Genomic DNA, 20,707 nt, shown 5'->3' on the forward strand with positions numbered 1-20,707 from the left:
TGATCGGAGCGCTGTGAACGAGATCGTCGCGGCAGGAGCGCTGGGGAGCCTTTGTGCGGGCGCCGCCACCGGCTTGGGGGCCATCCCCGCGCTGTTCCTGCGCAAGCCGAGCGACCAGCAGCAGAATCTGCTGCTCGGCTTCGCCGCCGGCGTGATGCTGGCGGCGAGCTTCTTCTCGCTCATCCTCCCCGCGATCGAAGTCGCGCGGCAGCAGGGCGCGGGGCCGGCGATGGCCTCGGTCCAGGTCGCGGCGGCGGTACTGCTCGGCGCCTTCGCGATCGCCCGCCTCAACGACTGGGTGCCCCCGCTCGACCGGCTGGGGCTCGGCCCGCCGGGCATCGCTGCAAGCACTTCCGCGCGCCGCATCTGGCTGTTCGTCGCCGCGATCACGCTGCACAATTTCCCCGAGGGCATGGCCGTGGGGGTGAGCTTCGGCGGGGGCGACTTCGAGGCGGGGCGCGTCACCGCGCTCGGTATCGGGCTGCAGAACATCCCCGAAGGCCTTGCCGTGGCGGTGGCGCTGATGACGATCGGCCACAGCCGCATCCATTCCGCCGTAGTGGCGACGGCCTCGGGTCTCGTCGAGCCGGTCGCAGGGCTGATCGGCGTCACCATCGTCACGCAAGCCCAGGCCTTCCTTCCCTGGGGACTGGGGCTCGCCGCGGGCGCGATGATCTATGTCGTCGCCTCCGACATCATCCCCGACGCGCATGCGCGGATCAGCGGCGGCGGGCGCGTGACCACCGGGCTGATGGTGGGCCTCGCCGCGATGATGCTGCTCGATACCACCTTCGGCTGAAGGCCCCACGCCATGTCGGATATGTTCTATGCACGCGGCTTTCGCTGTGTGACATAGGCGCGGATTCGGTGCGCGGGGGGCGTGCCGAACCGGGGGAATTGCCATATGCGCCAGACGACTTTGTCGGTCGCGCTCGAGGTCAAGCCGGAGAGCTATGACCATCTGTCCAACCTGCTTGACGCGCTGCGCGACCGGCGCAGCACCGATCCGTCGGGCGGGAAGGGAACCTATGCCGAATTCCTGAGCCGGGTGCCGGCGCTGCACTTCCTGTCGCTCAGCGTCTTTCCCGGCTTCGATTACGACCCGCTGTTCGTGCTCGAAGCCAATTTCGACGGGCGCCCCGGTCCCTTCTGGGCGCAGCTCGAGGCTGCGGTGGGCGAGGACCTGCGCACCATTTTGCGCTGCTGCAAGCGCCCGCTCGACAGCGCCGGGCCGTTGTTCGACGCGGTCACTGCGCCGGACTCGCGCGCGCCGATCGCGCCCTATTTCGAAGCGCGCTCGCTTACCCCCACCGTCTATCACCACGGCAATCGCGGCATGAGCCGCGACCGCATCCTCGATGAGGCGGCGCTGTTCCGCGCGACCCGCGAGGCGCTGCCGGGGCCGCAGGCGCATGGGCCGAGCCCGTACCGCAAGCTCACCCCCGCCGGCATCCACGCCAGCCTCCGCGAGACGCTGCTCCCGCAGTTTCCGTGGCTGAACGAGAAGGCCCCGCCGCGCATCCCCTTCCTCGAGAATCTGGGCGACTGGGCCCGGCTGATCTGGTTCGGGCTGCTCACCGTGTTCGTGCTGTCGCTGCCGGGGCTTTTCCTCAAGCTGGCGATGCCGGACCTGCGGCTGGCGGTGCTGCTGGGGGTCGTGTTCCTGCTCTTCGCCGGCCGGCTCTGGCGGATCGGCGGGGCGTTGCCGGGCACGGAGGTGCCGACGCGCTTCAGCTTCCTCAAGCTCTTCCTCAAGCTGCTGGTGCCGCTGGCGCTGCTCGGCCTGCTCTACCTGATCGCGGCGGCGACGATCGGCGCGCCCTTCTCGATGCTGCTCACCGGCCGCGACTGGGATGCCGCGTGGCACGGGATGCTGGTCTGGCTCGGCTGGGGCCTTGCGAGCCTGCCCGTCACCGCCGCTGGGCTGGTGCTGTGGCTGCGCACGCTCGAGCGCGCCGATTCCTCGCAGGACGCGCCCCCGGTCGATCCGCACATGCTGCGCGAGATGGCGCGGCGCGAGGACTGGATCCCGCAGAACCACATGGGCTCGGTCGTGCTGGTCAAGCCCGGCGTGCTGCGCGCGATCGTGATCCGCGCGGGGCACCGCGGGCTGGGGCTGGCGCTGCGCATCGTCGCGCGCAACGGCTATCTAGGATCGATGCGCACGATCCATTTCGCGCACTGGGCGCTGGTCAACAACCAGAGCCGGCTGATGTTCTTCTCCAACTTCGACCAGACCTGGGAAAGCTATCTCGATGACTTCATCGAGAAGGCGCACGGCGGGCTGACGCTCGCCTGGAGCTGCGGGGTCGGCTTCCCGCCGACGCGCTTCCTGGTGAAGGACGGCGCCAGCCACGGGCGCCAGTTCAAGGAATGGGCGCGCCATTCGATGGCGGTCAGCCGCTTCTGGTACTCGGCCTACAAGAACCTCACCGCCGACCAGATCGAGCGCAATTTCCGCATCGCCTCGGGGCTGCGCAAACCAAGGCTCAGCGAAAAGGAGGCCGCGCTGTGGATCAACGACCTGTGAGCGCGCCGAAGAAAGGCCGGCCGAGCTGGAAGCTGGCGCCGCCGCACGACAAGCTGACTCAGGGCATGGTGGTGAGCGGCTTCGCCAACCTCCCCACCGGCCGCGCGCTGTTCCTCGAGTTCGGCTGGGTAGGGGTGAAGACCCAGGGTGGGGGCGCCTGGCTGCAGGCGCTCCAGCAGGTGGCGCCGATCACCGATGCCGACGGCCGCGAGCCGCGCGCGGCGGGGCTGGGAATGAGCTGGGAAGGGCTGCGCAAGATGGGCCTCGAGGCCAATGCGCTCGCCTCGTTCGACCGGCCGTTCAAGGAAGGCATGTTCCAGGAAGACCGGCTGCGCCGGCTGGGCGACCGTCGCGACGGCGAATGGCTCAAAACCGTGGTCGAGGGCGGGCCGCTATGGAGCGGCAACGCCCCGCTCGACGCCGCCGCCTTCGATACCGGCGGGCGCGCCTTTGTCGATGACGGGCCCGCGGTGCGCGAGCAGGACATCCGCACGCCGATCACCGTCCATGCGCTGCTGCTGCTCTACGAGAAGGACGAGGAGACCGCCGAGGCCTGGTGCGCGCAGGTGAGCCAGGCGCTCGCCCCGCACGACGTGAAGGTGGTGCACCGGCTGGAGCTCCAGCTCCGCCCCGACGAGAAGGGCATCGCGCGCGAGCATTTCGGCTTCGCGGACGGCGTTTCGCAGCCCTTGCCCTATGAGCCCGGCACGGTGACGCTCGGTGCCGCCGGCGAGGCGCCCAGGGATCCGTGGAACGGCGTGCCGCTCGGCGAGATACTGATGGGCCATGTCAATGCGCACCACGAAGTCGCGCCCGGCCCGGTGGTGGTCGACACGCCCGCGGCGCAAAGGGCGGGACTTCCGCCGCATCCGAAGGGCGAGGGCTTCCGCGACCTTGGGCTCGACGGCAGCTACATGGTCGTCCGCGAGCTCAAGCAGGACGTCGCGGCCTTCTGGAACTCGATGACCGACGCCGCCCGGCGCATCGCCGAGGCCGATCCCGAGCATTCGGGGCACATCGACGCCAATTGGATCGCGGACCGCGTCGTGGGTCGCGACCGCGACGGCAATCTGCTCTGCCCGGCGGGCACGCTGCCGGTCGGCCCGGACGGCCAGCCCGAGAACGACTTCGGCTTCTTCGACACCGATCCGCACGGCCGCGGCTGCCCGCTCGGCAGCCATGTCCGCCGCGGCAATCCCCGCGACACGCTCGCGCCCAAGCCGGCGGACAAGCAGACGCTGCTCGACGCCGCCAACAGCCACCGCATCCTGCGCCGCGGCCGCAAATATGGCCCGACGATCGCCGACCCGATGCACGACGACCAGCAAAACCGCGGGCTGCTGTTCATCTGCCTCAACACCGACATCACGCGGCAGTTCGAGTTCGTCCAGCAGACCTGGGTGCTCAACCCCAATTTCGCGACGCTCTATGACGAGACCGATCCGCTGATCGGCCCCGCGGGCACGCTCACCATTCCCGAGGACCCGCTGCGGCGGATCATCGCGGTCGACACCTTCGTCCAGATGGCGGGCGGCGAATATTTCTTCCTGCCGGGCATCCCGGCACTCAACTATCTGGCCTCGCTATGAGCGCGCTGACTTCGAGCGACGTGCTCCGCCCCGGAGCAAAGGGCTTCAAGGGCCTGATCCAGCGCGCCGTGTTCGCCGCGATGCCGTGGTTCTTCAGCGTGCTCCGGCGCGTGAAGCCGATCGCCAGGCTGGGAAAGAACAATTACCTGACCTCGCGCTACGACGATGTGCGCGAGGTGTTCGCCACCGACACGGCATTCGGCGTCGTCTACCAGCCCAAGCTCGACGTGATCATGGGCGGCCAGCCCTTCTTCCTCGGCATGGGCGACACGGCGGAATATCGCGCCGACACCGATGCGATGCGCCGCGTCGTGCTCCCCGCCGACCTGCCCGGGCTCGCATCCCGGGTCGAGGCGCTTGCCGAGGCCGTCGTCGCCGCGGCGCCGGGGCGGATCGAAGTGGTCGACACGCTGGTGCGCACGGTCACCTTCGCCTTCCTCTCCGAATATCTCGGCGTGCCCGAGCCGCAGCAGGGTCATCTCAGCGTCTGGGGCACGCGGCTGTTCGAGTTCCAGTTCGCCGACCAGGGCAACGATCCCGCGCTTCGCGCCGAAGTGGACGAAATCGCGCCGGCGCTTCGCGCGCACATCCAGTCCGAGATCGAGCGCCGCCGCGCCGATCCGCAGGGCGACGATGTGCTCGCGCGCTGCCTCAGGCTCCAGGCGGCGGGCGACCCCTGGTTCACCGACGACCGTATCCGCACTGCGCTCACCGGCTTCATCGTCGGCGGTCCGCCACAGCCGCCGATGGTGGTGCCCCAGGCGATGGAGCAGCTGCTCCGCCGGCCGCACGCGCTGGCCGAGGCGCAAGCTGCGGCGCGCGCCGGCGACGACGCACGGCTAGCGGCCTATGTGCTCGAGGCGATGCGCTTCGATCCGCTCGCGCCGGGCCTGCCGCGCGTCGCGCTCAAGGACTGGACGCTCGCCGCGGGCACCTCGCACGCCTGCACCATTCCCGCCGGCGCGACGGTGCTCGCCGCCTTCGCCTCGGCGATGATGGACCCGCGCCGGATCGCCGATCCGCGCCGCTTCGATCCGGACCGTCCGGCGAGCGACTATATCCACTTCGGCTTTGGCCTGCACGAATGCTTCGGGCGGCACATCAACCGCGCGACGCTGCACCTGATGCTCAAGCCCCTGCTCAAGCGCCAGGGCCTGCGCCGCGCGCCCGGCGGCGCAGGCCGGCTCCGCAAGAACGGCGCCTTCGCCGAGCGACTCGAACTTCTGTTCGACTGAGACGCCGCTTCGGCGTTTGACTTTTTCCGGACTGGCATCGTTGTCAGTTCCGGCCTCTCCGCGCGTCCGAAATGCGCTGCAATGCGGTAACCCGCTGACGGGGAAGATCATTTGCCGTGCGCAAATGTATGAGTTGACAGGCCCTCCGCTCGGGCATAGCGCTTTGTGACCGCTAACATTTCTTGCCGGCGCGGCCGGCAGTGCCCGAAAAGAGGCACAAGGGGAGGATCATGCACGTTCGAACTGCACCCAGCTTCACTGCGCGCCGTGCCGCCATGCTCGGCGCCGTGCTGCTCGCCGGGACCGCCTGGCCCGCGCTCGCGCAGGACGCCGCCGCTCCGGCACAGGACAGCGCTGCACCCGCGCAGGACACCACCGCTCAGCCGACCGAGGACGAAGAGATCGTCGTCAGCGGCTACCGCGCCTCGCTGCAGAGCCAGACCAACGCCAAGCGCGAGTCGATCGGCTTCACCGACACGATCTTCGCCGAGGACATCGGCAAGTTCCCGGACACCAACATCGCTGAATCGGTGAACCGCATCCCGGGCGTCACCATCGCGCGCGAAGTGACCGGCGAAGGCTCGAACGTCACGATCCGCGGCCTCGGCACCAACTTCACCCGCGTGACGCTCAACGGCGCGCCCGTCGCGGTCGCCTCGGTCCGCTTCGACGCGCAGAGCACCAACCGCGAAGTCGACCTCGACCTGATGCCGACCGAGCTCTTCACTCAGCTCACCGTCAGCAAGTCGCCCACCGCCAGCCAGATCGAGGGCGGCGCCGCCGGCACCGTCAACCTCCGCTCGGCGCGCCCGTTCGACAAGCCCGAGACCTATGTCAGCTACAGCTTCCAGGGCTCGAAGGTCAGCAGCGCCGACAAGTGGGGCTATCGCGGCCACATCCTCGCAAGCACGACTTTCGGTAACTTCGGTATCCTCGTCGGCGCCGCCGCGGCGCGCAACGAGTTCCACGTCGACGGTTTCGAAACCATCGGCTGGACCAACCCGAACCTGACCGCCGCGCAGTGCGGCGCGACGAGCGGATGCAACTCGACCGGTGGCGGCAACTTCACCATTCCGGCCACTGTCCCCGCCAATGCCGGCAACGGCCTGACCACCGGCGCGACGATCGACAAGGCGTTCCTGCTCGCCAACAATCCGGGCGCGACGATCCAGCAGATCGACAATGGCATCATCCCGCGCCTCGGCCGTCCGCGCACCGAGGAAGGCTATCGCGACCGCAAGAACCTGATCGCCTCGGTCGAATGGCGCCCGAGCGATGCGCTGCACTTCTATGTCGACGGCATGTACGGCACGCGGCGCACGGAGTTCACGCGTACCTCGATGAACTGGGTGGGCCGCAACGGCGCCGCCATCCCGCTCAACACCACCTATGACCGTAGCGATTGCAGCGCCGGTTGCGTGGTGACTGGCGGCACCTATGCCAACGCGCAGTTCTTCCTCGAATACCGCCCGTACCTCGACACCCAGGATTACTGGGGCGTCAATCCGGGCATGGAATTCGTCGTCAACGACTGGATCAAGGGCGACCTGCAGGCCAACTACACCAAGAGCAACTTCCGTCGCGAAAGCCCGACGGTGCTCGTGATCACGCCTCCCAGCAGCGGCGTTACCGTCGATTACCGCAACGACGGCGGCATTCCGCAGATCAACACCAACATCGATCTCAACAACCCGGCCAACTTCGGCTGGGCCGGCGGCGGCCGCGTCAACCTCAACGGCGAGGAGCGCGAAACCGAGACCAAGGGCATCCGCGGCAGCCTGTTGTTCGGCGACGAGAAGCGCTTCTCGGTCCGTGTCGGCGCGGCCTATGACGACACGCGTCGTCGCATCACGCCGTTCGACAACACCAATCCCTGGCAGAACGCGATCTGCGGCAACGGGCCGAGCATCACGCTGCCCAGCCCGAACACGGCCACCACGCCGTGCACCGGCCTCGATCAGCCCGGCGCCACCGCACCCGCAGGCTTCCCGACCTGGCCGGGCTACGGCACCAACTTCACCGCCGGCGGCGCGCCGATCACTTATGCCGGTTCGCTCATCCCGACGGCGGAAGTCCCGAATTATCTGCTCCCGAACAGCAACGGCTTCATCACCGTGGATTGGGACAAGTTCCGCACTGCCACCGGCTATGACCAGCTCCTCGCCCAGGCGCAGGAGACTGGCCAGTCGTCGAGCAGTGCCAATGGCGGCCTGATTCAGGAGAAGGTGACCGGCACCTTCGTGGAAGCGAACGATGTCATCGACATCGGCGACAACACGCTGCGGCTCAACGCCGGCCTGCGTTATGTCCGCACCGAGCAGATCGTCGGCGGCCGCCTGAGCGTTCCCGACCTGCGTAACACCCTGCCGGATCCGGATGGCAGCGGACCGCTGCCCGCGCCGCAGATCGCGGACGGCGGACGCTATCCGAACCAGATCATCTTCCCGATCAATCGCAGCGTCTATTCCAACTTCCTGCCGTCGTTCAGCCTCGCCTACGACTTCGCAGGCAAGGCAGTGGCGCGCGCGTCCTTCTCGAAGACGATGACGCGTCCGAACCCGAACGCCCTGCTGCCGGGCGCCAGCTTCACGTCGCCGTCGGCCGACATCGGCACCGTCGGCAACCAGGAGCTCGATCCCTACATCTCGACCAACATCGACCTGGGCTTCGAATATTATACGGGCGGGGAAGGCGTGATCGCGGTTGCGGCGTTCCGCAAGTCGATCACCGGCTTCACGGTCAACGGCAACACGACCGTGCCGCTCTCGTTCCTGGCGCAGTACGGCATCACCCCGGAATCGCTCACCCAGGCGCAGCGCGACGCGCTCGCCGCCCGCGCTCCGGGTCAGCCGCTCAGCACCATTCCGATCGTCCTGCAGCAGCAGGTAAATTCGGACGGCAAGTTGAAGGTGAACGGCCTCGAGTTCCAGCTTACCCAGCCGCTCGACTTCCTGACCCAATATGTCGGGGTCACCGGTCTCGGCGTGCAGGCGAACCTGACGCTGGTCGATCAGAAGGGCGAGGGCGCCGGCGCACCGGCGATTGCGCTCGGCGTGGCGCCGATGACCTACAATGTCACCGGCTACTACGATAAGCACGGCGTCTCGGCACGGCTGAGCTACACCTTCACTGAGGGTTCGCAGAGCGTGAACCCGGGTGAGAACGGCATCACCGGGGCGGCCTATTACGGGCGCGACTACGGCCAGCTGGACTTCTCGGGCAGCCTCGATCTCGCGAAGATCTTCGGCCCGAGCTACCTGCCGAGCCTCACGCTCAACGTGATCAACATCACCAAGGAGGCGCAGTCGAGCTACTTCCAGTTCGAGAACGCGACCTTCACGCAATACAATCCCGGCCGCACCGTGCTGGTCGGCATCCGCGGCCGCTTCTGACCCGCGGGTCATAGGGGGAGCGGCGGCCGGCCCTCGGGTCGCACCGGCCGCCGCCGCTCCATCCCGACATTTTCCGCATCTGGGCCGCTTCGGCGGCCCTTTTTTTGTGCCGCGCGGCAGGTTAGCTCGGGGCATGGCTTCCACTGCACCGCTGATCGCCGGAATCGAGCTCGGCGGCACCAAATGCGTGGCGCTGCTCGCGAGCGGCCCCGGCGACATCCGCGAGCAGCATGTGATCGCGACCACCGATCCAGGGCCGACGCTCGCCGCGATCGAGGCCGTGCTCGACGGCTGGCGGTTCGACGCGATCGGCATCGCCAGCTTCGGCCCGCTCGAGCTGGATCGCGCCCGCCCCGATTTCGGCAGCGTCACCGCCACGACCAAGCCCGGCTGGACCGGAACCGATCTCTTCCGCCGCTTCGGCCGACGCTACGAACGGCCGCTGGCGATCCAGACCGACGTCAACGGCGCGGCCCTCGCGGAGGGGCGCTGGGGTGCGGCGCAGGGCATGTCCACGCACAGCTATATCACCATCGGCACCGGGGTCGGCGTCGGGACGATCGCCGGCGGCCGGCCCGTGCAGGGCGTCGCGCATGGCGAAGCGGGGCACATGCGCGTGCCGCGCGCAGCGGGTGACGACTATCCGGGCTGGTGCCGCTTCCATGGCGACTGTGTCGAGGGGCTGATCTCCGGCCCCGCCCTGGCTGAACGTTTCGGCGTGGCCGGCCGGGAGCTTCCCGACGACGGGCCGCAATGGGAGCTGTTCGTCCACGACCTCGTCGGGCTGCTCCACAATCTCGTCACTGCCTTCGCACCGGAGCGGATCGCGATCGGCGGCGGAGTCATCGCCGAGCGCGAGCACTTATTCGCCCGGCTGCGCGCGCGGCTTGCGCAGAGCATCGGCGGCTATGGCTCGCTCGGGCCCTATGCCGCCGAGCTCGACCGCCGGCTGGGCCCGCCGGGGCTCGGCACGCAGGCGGGCCCGCTGGGCGCGATCGCAATGGGGCTGGAGGCGCTGGAGCGCTGAGCGCCGCTCAGATCACTTCCATGTCGATCTTGTAATGGTGCCAGGCGAAGATCGCCGCCGCTCCCCGGTGCGGGCTCCAGGGCTCCGACCAGCTGCGCAGCAGCTTCTCGGACGGACGCTCGGCATGGCCCAGGATGCGGCCGATCTCGATTTGCACCGCCAGGTCTCCCGCGGGCCAGATGTCGGGCCGCCCTTCGGCGAACAACAGGTAGATCTCGGCGGACCACCGGCCGATCCCCTTGATGTGGGTGAGCGCGGCGATCGCCTCCTCATCATCGGCGGGAAGGTTGTGCAGATCGAGCCGCCCACTCGTCACTTCGTCGGCCAGGCTGCGCGCATAGCTCGCCTTCTGACGCGACAGGCCGGCGGCACGTAGCGCCTCGTCCGATGCGCCCGCGATGGCCTGTGGATCGGTCAGCTCGCCGAGTCCGGCCTCGAGCTTGTTCCAGATCGACTGCGCGGCGGCGACGCTCACCTGCTGGCCCACGATCGTACGCAGCAGCGTCTCGTAACCGCGATCGCGCAGCCGTGGCGCCGGATATCCCGCGCGGGCGAGGGCGGCGGCAAAGGCGGGCTCGATTGCGGCGAGTGCGTCGATCGAGGTTTTGAGCTGGTCGGCGGTCAGGCCCATGCGCGGCATCCTTGAACTGAGCGGGTATCGGCGGCATGGACGCGGCCGACGAAGGAGAATTGCATGCCGAAGCTCATCGTGGTGACCAGGGACGGGCAGGAACGCGAAGTCAATGGCAGCGCGGGCCTCAGCGTGATGGAAGTGATCCGCGAGAGCGGGATCGACGAGCTGCTCGCGATCTGCGGCGGCTGCTGCAGTTGCGCGACCTGCCACGTGCATGTCGACCCGGAATTTGCGGCCAAACTGCCGCGGATGAGCGAGGACGAGGACGATCTGCTCGAAAGCTCGTCCGATCGCGACGAGACTTCGCGGCTGTCGTGCCAGCTGCTGTTCACGCCCGAGCTCGACCGGCTGCGCGTGACGATCGCCGCCGAGGACTGACGCGGGCGCCCACCCGCGCGGCAGGAGCGGCGACGGGCCGGGGCAGGGGCGAGCGCACTCGGCATTGTCGAACGAAAGCAGAACGCACTCTGCTTTGCAAGGTCGCGGACGGGCCTGCCGCTAGGCGGCGTCTGCCTCGGGATCGCCGGGCAGGATGACTCCGCTCTCCATCAGGATCCGGATCTTGTCGTGCGCGAAGGCTGTCGAGAGACCGCCCTCGCGCTGTGGGTTCCGGCGGTTGTGATTGAGGCAGAGGTCGCGAATCATGCGCACCTTCGCGAGCGCCTCGTCCTCAAGCGCGAAAATCCCGGCGGCAACGCAGCCCTCGATCCACGCCGCCATGACGATGGCGACGGTGCGGGACTTGGTCCGGATTTTCCAGCCGAGCGGCAGTGCGAAAGCGAACTTGTCTACGACTCGGTCAAATTCGGCGGCTTGTTCGGCAGTTAGAACATCGCGAATGCGAAGATGCGGTGGCGTGATATGGCCTGGCAACGGGTTCTCTTTCCAGCCCTGCTCCGTCAAGGCTAATGCGTCTATTTCACCCGTCGAGCAGCTATCTAGTCAAAATCTGCAAATTTCTGCAAGCGAAATCTCGGCTGGACTCCCGCTTCTCCTGCGCGATCGATGTCATTTTATCAGACATTTCACATCTGCTTTGTTGTTTCAAAAATGCTCGATCGCAAGTTTGCCCGATAACCATAGGTTATTCCGGTGTTATGCGATGCTCGATGGACAGCGCGGCTCAGGCCGACTCTAGTCGGTCCGCAACGCCGCAAGGGGATTTCCGATGCTGAACCGTCGTTCCTTCCTCTTGGGTTCGGCTGCCACATTGGTTGCCACCGCCGCGGCGGCGCGGCCGCTGTCGGTCGTGCGGCAACGGCAGGTGTCGGGGCCCGGCGCCGCGATCGACATCGTCGATGACGTCTTCGGCACGCCGCATATCCGCGCCGCCTCGATCCCCGACGCCTTTTTCGGCCAAGGCTATGTCGTCGCGCGCGACCGGCTGTTCCAGATCGACTTGTCGCACCGTCGGGAGATGGGCCGGCTCTCCGAGGTCTTCGGTCCGCGTTTCGCCGAACACGACGCGGCCGCGCGCCTGTTCCACTATCGCGGCGACCTCGACGCCGAGCTGGCCCATGTGCCGGCCGACGTGCTCGCCTGCGGCCGCGCCTATGTCGCCGGCGTCAATGCGCGCATCGACGAAGTGCTCGCCGATCCTTCGCTGCTGCCGCTCGAATATCGGATCCTGGGCATTCGGCCGCTCAAATGGGACCTGCGCGACCTGGTGCGCGCGCGCGACGCCGCGGGCAATGCCGATGACGAGGTTCGTCGCGCGCAGCTCGCCGCGCTGGGGCTGCTCGATCTCGACGCGATCATCGCGCCGCTCCGCCCGGCCTGGACGATGCAGGTGCCCGAGGGGCTCGACGCGGCCGCGGTGAGCGAAGCCGATCTAGGCGTCCTTCGGCTCGAGCGGCTACCCTTCGGCCCCGACATCGCCGTGCCCGATCCCGCCGGCGCGGTCGAGCGCGCCAATGCCGGGAGCAATGCCTGGACGGTTGCGCCCTCGCGCACAACCACCGGTCGGCCGATCCTCGCGAACGATCCGCATCTCGGCATCGGCGGCTTCGGCCCGCGCCATGTCGCGCATCTGAGCGCGCCGGGGCTCGACGTGATCGGTGGCGGCTCGCCGGGCCTGCCCGGCATCATGCAGGGCCACACCGATCGCTTCGCCTTCGGCCGCACCAATTTCCACATCGATCAGGGCGACCTGTTCGTGCTCGAGCTCCACCCCGAGGATCCGGAGCGCTACCGTCACGACGGCGGCTGGAAGCGCTTCGATCGCGTCGAAGAAGCGATCGCGGTCAAGGGCGCTCCGCCCCGGCGCGTGACGCTGCGCTATTCGGTCCAGGGCCCGGTGATCGCGCACGATCCCGCCCGCCGGCGCGCGACTGCGCTCGCCACGGTGACGATGCAGCCGGGCGCGAGCGGCGTCTTCGCGATGATCGCGATCAACCTGGCGAAGGATTGGACGAGCCTGCGTCGGGCCTGGGCGCTCCACCCGTCGCCGACCAATTTCCACTATGCCGATGTCGAAGGGAACACCGGCTGGCAAGTGATCGGCTATATGCCGGTGCGCAAGCGCGGCGACGGGCTGCTGCCCGTTCCCGGCGACGGAAGCTATGACTGGACCGGGCTGCGGGACTTCACGGCGTTGCCCAGCGAATACAACCCCGCCAAGGGCTGGTTCGCCTCGGCCAATCAGAACAACCTCCCCGCCAACTGGCCGCGCGAGCGCATCCCCGCCTTCTCGTTCCGCGATCCCTATCGCTACGAGCGCATCGCCGATGTGCTCGCGACGCAGGACCGGCACAGTCTGGCCGACAGCGTCGCGCTCCAGCACGACACGCTGTCCACCCCCGCGCGCCAGTTCCTCGCGCTGCTCCCGCAAAACCCCTCCGAAGCTGCCCGACCGGCAGTGGAGATGCTGCGCCGCTGGGACGCGCGGATCGACGTCGGGAGCGGCGCCGCGGCACTGTTCCAGATCGTCTGGCGCGATCTTGGCAAGCGCATGCTGGCCGCGATCGTGCCGGCGCGTGCCAGGGCGCTGGTGACCGAGATCGCGCCGTCGGTGCTGCTCGGCCTGCTCGCCCGGCCCGATGCGCGGCTCGGCGCAAACCCCACAGCCGCGCGCGACGCGATGCTAGACGCCGCGCTCGCCGGCGGCTGGACCTCGGCGCACCAGCTCCTCGGACCCGATCCCGCGGCATGGCGCTGGAGTACGCTCCACCAGGTGCGCATCCGCCATCCGCTTTCGGCGATTCCCGCGATCGCCGCGGCCTTCCCGCCGATCGAAGGCGAAGGGTCAGGGGGCGACGGCTATACCGTCATGGCGCGCTGGCTCGGGGGAGGGCCGGGCTGGGGTGTCGGCGGCGGCGCGAGCTATCTGCAGGTGATCGACGTCGGCGCCTGGGACAATTCGCTGATGCTCAACCTGCCCGGCCAGTCGATAGACCCGCGCTCGCCGCATTACCGCGACCAGTTCCAGCCCTGGGCGGCCGGGCGGATGCGTCCGATGCTCTTCAGCCGTGCCGCGGTCGACACCCAGGCCGCCGCGCGTACCACGCTGCGGCCCGGCTAGAGCCCCACGACCCTGAGCACCGCAGTCGGCGCATCCTTGGTGCGGTTGTTGACCGTCCAGACGATCGTCTTGCCCGCCGCGCCCGCGCGGGCGCCGTCCTCCTGGTTCTGGCTGACGATCTCGGCATTGGTGGTCAGCGTGAAGGTGCCGGCCATCTTGGCGGACTCATAGCCCATCGCCTTGCCCATGCCGTCCCCCATGCCTTCGCTCATCGCCCCCATCGCGCCCGCGCCGCCAAGGCCGCTCGAATCCTGCTGGGCGAAGCCCGGCGCCTTGACGCGCACCACGTCCTTGCCGCGCAGTTCGATCACCACGAACGGGAAGACCATCTGCGCGTCCTGATTGTAGGGGAAAGCGAAGCCGTGGCTGAGCTTGCCCGAGATCGCATAGTCGACCCAGAACAGCCCGTCGCCGCGATATTCAACCGTGCGATATCCCGCTTCCTTCGCGATCTGCGTTGCGAGCTCGCGATATTCGGCGTCGCGCTCGGCTTTCTCCTCGGGCGTCAGCGCCAGGTCCGGGTCCTTTTTGTCGTCGCTCTGGACCAGGACGGCGCCGGTCAGCACGGCCGGATCGTCCTTGGCGTCGTCGGAATCCTCGTCCTTGCCCTTCTCCTTGATCGCGGCCTCGGTCGCCTTGCCGCTCAGCCGCTTGAGGTCGAGCGCCTGGATCTCGCCCTTGTAGGTGAAGGTGAAGCTGCGGTCGGCACGGATGTCGAGCGTCGATGCGAACTTGCCGGGCGTGAACAGGCACGCGGCGAGCGCGAGCGGCATGAGCAACGCTGCGGCGAGCGCCTTCCCCCGGTGAAACATCGATTCAGCCCCCCCTGTTGCGGGCCCTCAGCCGCGTGCGGCGATGGCGTAGAGCGCGACCGCTGCGGCGTTGGACACGTTCAGGCTCTCGACCTTAGGCGATATCGGCAGCCTGGCAAGCTCGTCGCAATGCGCCTCGGTGTTCTGGCGCATGCCTTCGCCCTCGGCGCCGAGCACCAGCGCGACGCGTGCATCGCCGATCGCCTGCCCGAGCGTCTGCGTGGCATGGCCGCTGAGCCCGATCCGCCAGAAGCCGGCCTCGGCGATCTCATCGAGCGCGCGGGCGAGGTTGACGACGCGTACCCAGGGCACGGTCTCGAGTGTCCCCGACGCAGCGCGGGCGAGCGCGCCCGATTCGGGCGGCGCGTGCCGGTCCTGCGTGACGATGCCCAAAGCGTCGAACGCCGCCGCCGAGCGCAGGATCGCGCCGACGTTGTGCGGATCGGTCACCTGGTCGAGCACGAGCAGCGGGCGCTGGTCGTCCTTGCCCTGCAGGAGCAGGTCGCCGAGCCAGACGTCCTCGAGCGGATCGACTTCGGCGACCAGCCCCTGGTGCGGCGCGTCGTTCGGCACCAGCCGCGCGAGATCCGCCACATCGGCGAAGGTCACCGGAATCGAAGACGGCAGGTCGAAGGCGGCCAGCGCCTCGCGCGTGCCCCAGATCTTTCGCACGTGACGCTCGGGATTGGCGAGCGCCGCGGTGACGGCATGGCGTCCATAGAAGCGCGGCCGCGACGGGGCGGCCTGGCTCGGGCGGTGTCCCTTGCGTGCCATCAGTCGAGGTCGTCCGGGTTGGGATAGGCGAACGGATCGGTCACGTTCGGTTCGGTCGGGAAGGGCAGGCGAGGCAAGGGCTTCTCCGCATTGGCGGCGTTGAGCAGGAACGCGGCGAGCACCGCGGCGCCCTGGCGCATGTCGGCCGCCTTCAGGTGATCGAAGGTGTCGACGTTCGTATGGTGGAGCCGGCTGCCATAGTCGAGCGGATCCTGGATGAACTGGAAGGCGGGGATGCCGACCGCCGAGAAGAAGACATGATCGGTGCCGCCGGTCTGGCGGATAGCGACCGTGTTCGCGCCCAGCGAGGCGAAGGGCGCGAACCATTCGCGGAAGATCGGCACCGCGGCGAGGTTGCGCTCCGAATAGATGCCGCGGATCTTGCCCGATCCATTGTCGATGTTGAAATAGGCCGCGAGCTTGTCATAGCCCGGCTGGCGCACCACCGGCCAGCGGTCCGCCCAGCCGTAGAAGCGCGCGAGGCCCGAACTGGGCGCACCCGGTTTGCGCTGGCGAGTCGCGATGTGGCGCTCGACATAGTCCATCGAGCCGAGCAGCCCCTGCTCCTCGCCCGCCCAGAGCGCGAAGCGGATCGTGCGCTTCGGCTTGGCGCCCATTGCCTTCAGGATGCGCGCGGCCTCCATCACCATCGCCACGCCCGCGCCATTGTCGGCGGCGCCGTCGCCCGCGGCCCAGCTGTCGAGATGCGCGCCGGCCATCACATAGGCGCCCGAGGGATCGCTGCCGGGGATATCGGCCAGGATGTTGTACGCCTTGGTGTCGGCGTCCTCGAAATGAACGACATTCTCTATCTCGAGCACCGGCGCGGGGCCGGTCTTCGCCAGCCGGCCGAGGCGCCGATAATCCTCCGCGGCGATTTCGATGCCGGGCACCTGCTGGGTCTCGCCCGTGCCGAACAGATAGCCGCTGCCGTGGATCAGCTTGCCGTCGCGCGGCGACATGGTCGCATAGGCGACCGCGCCTTCGGCCTTGAGGAAGGCGTCGAGCCTGGTTGCAAACTCCAGCCGCTTGATCCGGCGGTCGGTCGCCTCGGGATCATATTGGGGCTGGTCGTAATTATCGAGCTTGGCGAGGTCGTCGCCGCCCAGCCGCCGGAAGGGCGCGTCACCGGGCTCCGATCCGTCATTCGGGAGCGTGACGAGCACGACCTTGCCCGAGAGCTTGCCGCGCCACCGCGCGAAATGATCCTCCTTGCTCATCGGCGCGACGACGACCGGCGCGCTGATCCGGCCCGGCGTGGCGGGCGTCCAGGCGATCGGAATCGAAGTGAGCTCGATCGGCCGCGGGCTCACCATCCGCGCCGAGGCGCGCTCGATCCACCAGCCGCGGCCGAAGTCGAACCCTTCCTTGTGGACGTTGGCGAGGCCCCATTCGCGGAACTTGCCCGCGGTCCAGTCTTCGGCCCGGCGCATGCCCGGCGAGTTGGTGAGGCGCGGGCCGATCCCGTCGGTGAGCTGCTGCGCAGTCTGCATCACCTGCGAGCGGTTGAGCCCCTCGTCGAGGATGCGGGCGACTTCGTTGCGGTCGACGGTCTGAGCCGCGAGCGGTACGGAAAGAAGTGAGAGTGCGGCGATCGCGGCAAGCTTGCGCATTGGGTTTCCCGGAAAAAAGATGCCGCGGACGCTATGCGGCACGAGGAGTGCGCGCAAGGCGTTGACAGCACGCCCCGGTATCGGCATTGGCACGCCCTCGCTCGCAAGCGGCGCCCATGGACAGGTGGCCGAGTGGTTAAAGGCAGCAGACTGTAAATCTGCCGGCGCAAGCCTACGCTAGTTCGAATCTAGCCCTGTCCACCAGCCTCCGCTAAAGCTTCGGCACATGCCGTGGTTATGGCGGAGGCTGTTCGGCGTGCGGACACACCTCTTTTAATTTTGCCGGATCGATTGGCTTCGACGCATGCCCGCGGGTCGGCTGGTCACGTCTGCGTCACGATCTGCATGGTTGCGCATGCACGCATCTATGATACCTTGCGCCTATGCTCGAGGGGCCTTTTCCGCCGGCGACGGCAGATGTGCAACTGGCTCGCGCCAGTAGCCTTACGCATCAGCACTTGCTGGCGGTGGTGAATACCAGGCTCGCGGCGATCGCGCCGACCAAGCGCGTGATCACCATTTGCGATGTCGGTTGCGGAAATGGCGTCTTTCTTTCCTATCTCGCTTCCGGCCTTCGGCTCCTCTGGCCTCGTAACGAATTTCATTTCTACGGGATCGACGTGTCGGACTCCGGCGTGCAGGCGGAGGGCTTTTTCGCGTCAACGATCCGGACGCTTGCGGCTGCGCATCCGGAAGTGGATTGGACGAGCCGTCTCCATCTAATTCGCTCCACCGAACGCTGGCCCTTCGACGATGGCGCGATCGACGTCATCACGTCCAACCAGGTGCTCGAACACGTTCGCGACCACGCCCATTTCATGGCCGAATCCTATCGTGTGCTCGCTACCGGCGGTGTCGGTACGCACCTGTTCCCGCTGCGCCATTATATCTGGGAGGGGCACCTCCACATCCCGCTGGTGCACAAGATCCATCAGCACGATTTGGTGCGCAAATACATCAAGGCGATGAGCTACATCGGGCTCGGGGTCTATAAGGGCCACCGGGACCAGTTCGGCCACAGCCGCGACTTTTTCGCGGAGGAGCACGCCGACTATATGACCTTCATGACCAACTATAAGTCGGCGCGGGAAATGCTCGCCTACTGCAAAGCGGCGGGGCTGCGCTCGACCTATGCCCACACTTGGGAATTCTACGAAGCGTTGCTGCGCAAGCGGCTTGGGCTCAAGCCACGGCACGGCTATAAGGAGCGAGGCTTCATGTTCAGCCTGCTCAGCTACCTCTTCTGCCGTTATCTGTCTTCGGTGACTCTCACGACCGAGAAGCATCAACTCTATTCGAGGTGACGGGCTGGATCGCCGCGTTCGAAGGCCCCTCCAGCCTCAGAACACCGCTGCCACGAGCTGCCGGAACGCGTCCGCCCGGTGGCTCATCGCGTGCTTGGCCGCAGGGTCCATCTCGCCGAAGGTCTCCGCATGGCCGATCGGCTGGAACATCGGATCATAACCGAAGCCGCGATCGCCGCGCGGCGGCCACACGAGAGTCCCGTCGACGCGGCCCTCGAACCATTCGACATGCCCGTCGGGCCAGGCCAGCGCCAGCGCGCAGACGAAATGCGCATCACGCGGCGTGTCCGGGCCCTTGGCGGCGAGGTTGTCCTCGACCAGCCGCATCGCCACGCCGAAATCGCGGCTCTCGCCTGCCCAGCGGGCCGAGAAGATGCCGGGATCGCCGCCCAGCGCCTCGACGCACAGCCCCGAATCGTCGGCGAGCGCGGGGAGCCCCGAGAGGTCGGCCGCCTGGAGTGCCTTGAGCTCGGCATTGGCCACGAAGGTCGTGCCGGTCTCGTCGGGCTCGGGCAGGTCGAGCTCGGCGGCCGAGACCGGCTCGATGCCATAGGGCGCGAGCAGTTCGCGGATCTCGCGCACCTTGCCCTTGTTGTGGCTGGCGATCACCAGCCGGCCGGGCTGGAGCTTGCGGATCGCCTGGGGGGCGTCTCCGCCGATTCCTTCGTTGGGGTCGGTCATTGCACCGCCTTCAACTGGGCGGCGAAGATCTGGTTGCAGCCGATGCGCGCGAGGCGGAGCAGGCGGAGCAGCCCTTCCTCGTCGTAACAGGCGCCCTCGGCCGTCGCTTGCGCCTCGGCGATCTTGCCGTCGGAGAGCAGGACGAAGTTGGCATCGGCATCGGCCGAGGAATCCTCATCATAGTCGAGGTCGAGCACCGGATCGCCCTTGTAGATGCCGCACGAGACCGCCGCGACCTGCTGCTGGATCGGGTCCTTGTCGAGCAGCCCAGCCGCGAGCAGCTTGTTGGTGGCGAGCCGCAGCGCCACCCAGGCGCCCGAGATCGCCGCGGTGCGCGTGCCGCCATCGGCCTGGAGCACGTCGCAGTCGAGCGTGATCTGGCGCTCGCCGAGCAGCTTGAGGTCGGTGACGGCGCGCAAGCTGCGGCCGATCAGCCGCTGGATTTCCTGCGTGCGGCCCGACTGCTTGCCCTTGGCCGCCTCGCGCTGGCCGCGCGTGTGCGTCGCACGGGGCAGCATGCCATATTCTGCGGTGACCCAGCCCTCGCCCTTGCCGCGCAGCCACGGCGGAATCCGCTCTTCGATGCTTGCGGTCACCAGCACGCGCGTGTCGCCGAAGCCGATCAGGACGGAGCCCTCCGCGTGGCGCGTGAAATTGGGCTCGATCGTGATCGCGCGCATCTCGTCGGGGGCGCGGCCGGATGGGCGCATGCTTCAGTCTCCTGCAAGGTTGGAACGGCCACGTAGACGCTGGAGCGCGAACGCGCCAGTATCGGCGCACGATCCAGGGGGAGGACAGGATGATAACGGGACGGTGGTTGGTGTTGGGGCTGGCGGCGACGGCGCTTGCTGGATGCGTCCCGCCCGCGCGCCCCGGCGCGGACACGGGCACGCCGGTTCCGATCGAGGGCGATTCGATCGCCTATGAAACCGGCCCCTGTTTCGGCGCCTGCCCGGTCTATTCGGTGACCGTCCACCCCGACGGCACGGGCATCTTCGAGGGTAAGCGCTTCACGGCGGTGAGCGGCACGCGCGAATTCCGGCTGACGCGCGCGCAATATGACGCCTTCGCCGCCACGCTCGCGCCCTATCGGCCCGCGAGCGGCGAGCTGCGCTTTGCACCGGGCGAGCCCAACTGCACGCGGCACGCTACCGACATGCCCAGCGTCGATGTCCGCTGGACGCGGGCGATCGGCGACAGCCAGCACCTCTATTTCTACTTCGGCTGCGACAGGGAGAAGAACCGCGCCATGGCCGATGCGCTCGGCAACGCGCCCGACGTGCTGCCGATCGAGGCGCTGGTGGGCGAACATCCCTAGGGCGTATCGACATTCAGCCTAACGCGCTCCCTTCCTTTTGGGGAGGGGAGATGAATGTCGAGACAACCCAGGCCCCCGGAGCACGATATTGCCGCTTGCAAAATTGGATTTGGCCTGAAACATAACGGGAACGCTCTTTCTCAATCTGAATATAATCGGCGTCTCGCGCGCACACGCACACGCACACGCGCGGGCACGTACGCACGCGCATGCGCCCGCGTTGGGGTGTCCACTTTGTCCACTTCCGCCGTGTCGACTTCCGGCATCGCCCCGCCGGA

Annotated in this window: 17 protein-coding genes and 1 tRNA gene; 11 read left to right on the forward strand and 7 right to left on the reverse strand. The window is 67.9% G+C overall.

Features of this window, described 5'->3' with window-relative positions:
* Positions 1-13: 13 nt before the first annotated feature.
* The 6 genes from J7500_RS16490 to J7500_RS16515 all read left to right on the forward strand — a co-directional run bounded on the left by J7500_RS16490 (position 14) and on the right by J7500_RS16515 (position 9,773).
* Complete coding sequence (locus J7500_RS16490; RefSeq protein ID WP_294063067.1) at positions 14-799, forward strand: ZIP family metal transporter; 786 nt, start codon at positions 14-16, stop codon at positions 797-799.
* Positions 800-904: 105 nt separating this feature from the next.
* A complete protein-coding gene (locus J7500_RS16495; RefSeq protein ID WP_294063069.1) occupies positions 905-2,530 on the forward strand; it encodes a hypothetical protein in 1,626 nt (541 codons plus the stop codon).
* Positions 2,512-4,119: a hypothetical protein gene (locus J7500_RS16500; RefSeq protein ID WP_294063071.1), complete on the forward strand. Its 1,608-nt coding sequence runs from the start codon at positions 2,512-2,514 to the stop codon at positions 4,117-4,119. The genes J7500_RS16495 and J7500_RS16500 overlap by 19 nt, the downstream gene beginning before the upstream one ends.
* Positions 4,116-5,354: a cytochrome P450 gene (locus J7500_RS16505; RefSeq protein WP_294063072.1), complete on the forward strand. Its 1,239-nt coding sequence runs from the start codon at positions 4,116-4,118 to the stop codon at positions 5,352-5,354. The genes J7500_RS16500 and J7500_RS16505 overlap by 4 nt, the downstream gene beginning before the upstream one ends.
* 230 nt (positions 5,355-5,584) lie before the next feature.
* Complete coding sequence (locus J7500_RS16510; protein ID WP_294063073.1) at positions 5,585-8,746, forward strand: TonB-dependent receptor; 3,162 nt, start codon at positions 5,585-5,587, stop codon at positions 8,744-8,746.
* Positions 8,747-8,879: 133 nt separating this feature from the next.
* Positions 8,880-9,773, forward strand: a complete 894-nt coding sequence (locus tag J7500_RS16515; protein WP_294063074.1) for an ROK family protein — start codon at positions 8,880-8,882, stop codon at positions 9,771-9,773.
* Between the two features lie 7 nt (positions 9,774-9,780).
* Here J7500_RS16515 and J7500_RS16520 read toward each other — a convergent pair whose 3' ends face one another.
* Complete coding sequence (locus J7500_RS16520) at positions 9,781-10,404, reverse strand: DNA-3-methyladenine glycosylase 2 family protein (RefSeq protein ID WP_294063075.1); 624 nt, start codon at positions 10,402-10,404, stop codon at positions 9,781-9,783.
* Positions 10,405-10,467: 63 nt separating this feature from the next.
* Between J7500_RS16520 and J7500_RS16525 the strand changes: the two genes are divergently transcribed.
* Positions 10,468-10,785: a 2Fe-2S iron-sulfur cluster-binding protein gene (locus J7500_RS16525; RefSeq protein ID WP_294063076.1), complete on the forward strand. Its 318-nt coding sequence runs from the start codon at positions 10,468-10,470 to the stop codon at positions 10,783-10,785.
* 120 nt (positions 10,786-10,905) lie between these two features.
* On the opposite strand, the gene J7500_RS16530 is transcribed toward J7500_RS16525, so the two are convergent.
* A complete protein-coding gene (locus tag J7500_RS16530; protein WP_294063077.1) occupies positions 10,906-11,310 on the reverse strand; it encodes a hypothetical protein in 405 nt (134 codons plus the stop codon).
* A 265-nt stretch (positions 11,311-11,575) separates the two neighbouring features.
* Between J7500_RS16530 and J7500_RS16535 the strand changes: the two genes are divergently transcribed.
* Entirely contained in the window at positions 11,576-13,927 is a 2,352-nt protein-coding gene (locus J7500_RS16535; protein WP_294063078.1) for a penicillin acylase family protein, read from the forward strand.
* On the opposite strand, the gene J7500_RS16540 is transcribed toward J7500_RS16535, so the two are convergent.
* Genes J7500_RS16540 through J7500_RS16550 form a run of 3 tightly spaced genes read right to left on the reverse strand, consistent with a single transcriptional unit; the run spans position 13,924 to position 17,126 of the window.
* Positions 13,924-14,739, reverse strand: a complete 816-nt coding sequence (locus J7500_RS16540) for a hypothetical protein (protein WP_294063079.1) — start codon at positions 14,737-14,739, stop codon at positions 13,924-13,926. The genes J7500_RS16535 and J7500_RS16540 overlap by 4 nt on opposite strands.
* Before the next feature lie 27 nt (positions 14,740-14,766).
* Positions 14,767-15,513, reverse strand: coding sequence for a 23S rRNA (guanosine(2251)-2'-O)-methyltransferase RlmB (gene rlmB / locus J7500_RS16545; RefSeq protein WP_294063081.1), 747 nt, complete (start codon positions 15,511-15,513; stop codon positions 14,767-14,769).
* Entirely contained in the window at positions 15,513-17,126 is a 1,614-nt protein-coding gene (locus J7500_RS16550) for a M20/M25/M40 family metallo-hydrolase (protein ID WP_294063083.1), read from the reverse strand. The genes rlmB and J7500_RS16550 overlap by 1 nt, the downstream gene beginning before the upstream one ends.
* A gap of 118 nt (positions 17,127-17,244) precedes the next feature.
* On the opposite strand from J7500_RS16550, the gene J7500_RS16555 reads away from it, so the two are divergent.
* Together J7500_RS16555 and J7500_RS16560 are read left to right on the forward strand one after the other, a co-directional pair.
* A tRNA-Tyr gene (locus J7500_RS16555) sits at positions 17,245-17,330 on the forward strand.
* Positions 17,331-17,509: 179 nt separating this feature from the next.
* Entirely contained in the window at positions 17,510-18,430 is a 921-nt protein-coding gene (locus J7500_RS16560) for a class I SAM-dependent methyltransferase (protein WP_294063084.1), read from the forward strand.
* Positions 18,431-18,466: 36 nt separating this feature from the next.
* On the opposite strand, the gene rdgB is transcribed toward J7500_RS16560, so the two are convergent.
* The gene (rdgB, locus tag J7500_RS16565; RefSeq protein WP_294063086.1) at positions 18,467-19,111 is read right to left on the reverse strand and encodes an RdgB/HAM1 family non-canonical purine NTP pyrophosphatase; all 645 of its coding nucleotides are present in this window, start codon (positions 19,109-19,111) and stop codon (positions 18,467-18,469) included.
* A complete protein-coding gene (gene rph / locus J7500_RS16570) occupies positions 19,108-19,821 on the reverse strand; it encodes a ribonuclease PH (RefSeq protein ID WP_294063087.1) in 714 nt (237 codons plus the stop codon). The genes rdgB and rph overlap by 4 nt, the downstream gene beginning before the upstream one ends.
* 89 nt (positions 19,822-19,910) lie before the next feature.
* Here rph and J7500_RS16575 point away from each other — a divergent pair, with 89 nt between their 5' ends.
* The gene (locus J7500_RS16575; RefSeq protein WP_294063088.1) at positions 19,911-20,429 is read left to right on the forward strand and encodes a DUF6438 domain-containing protein; all 519 of its coding nucleotides are present in this window, start codon (positions 19,911-19,913) and stop codon (positions 20,427-20,429) included.
* The last annotated feature ends 278 nt before the right edge of the window (positions 20,430-20,707 follow it).

The sequence above is a fragment of the Sphingomonas sp. genome, from assembly GCF_017744835.1.
GTDB lineage: Bacteria > Pseudomonadota > Alphaproteobacteria > Sphingomonadales > Sphingomonadaceae > Sphingomonas.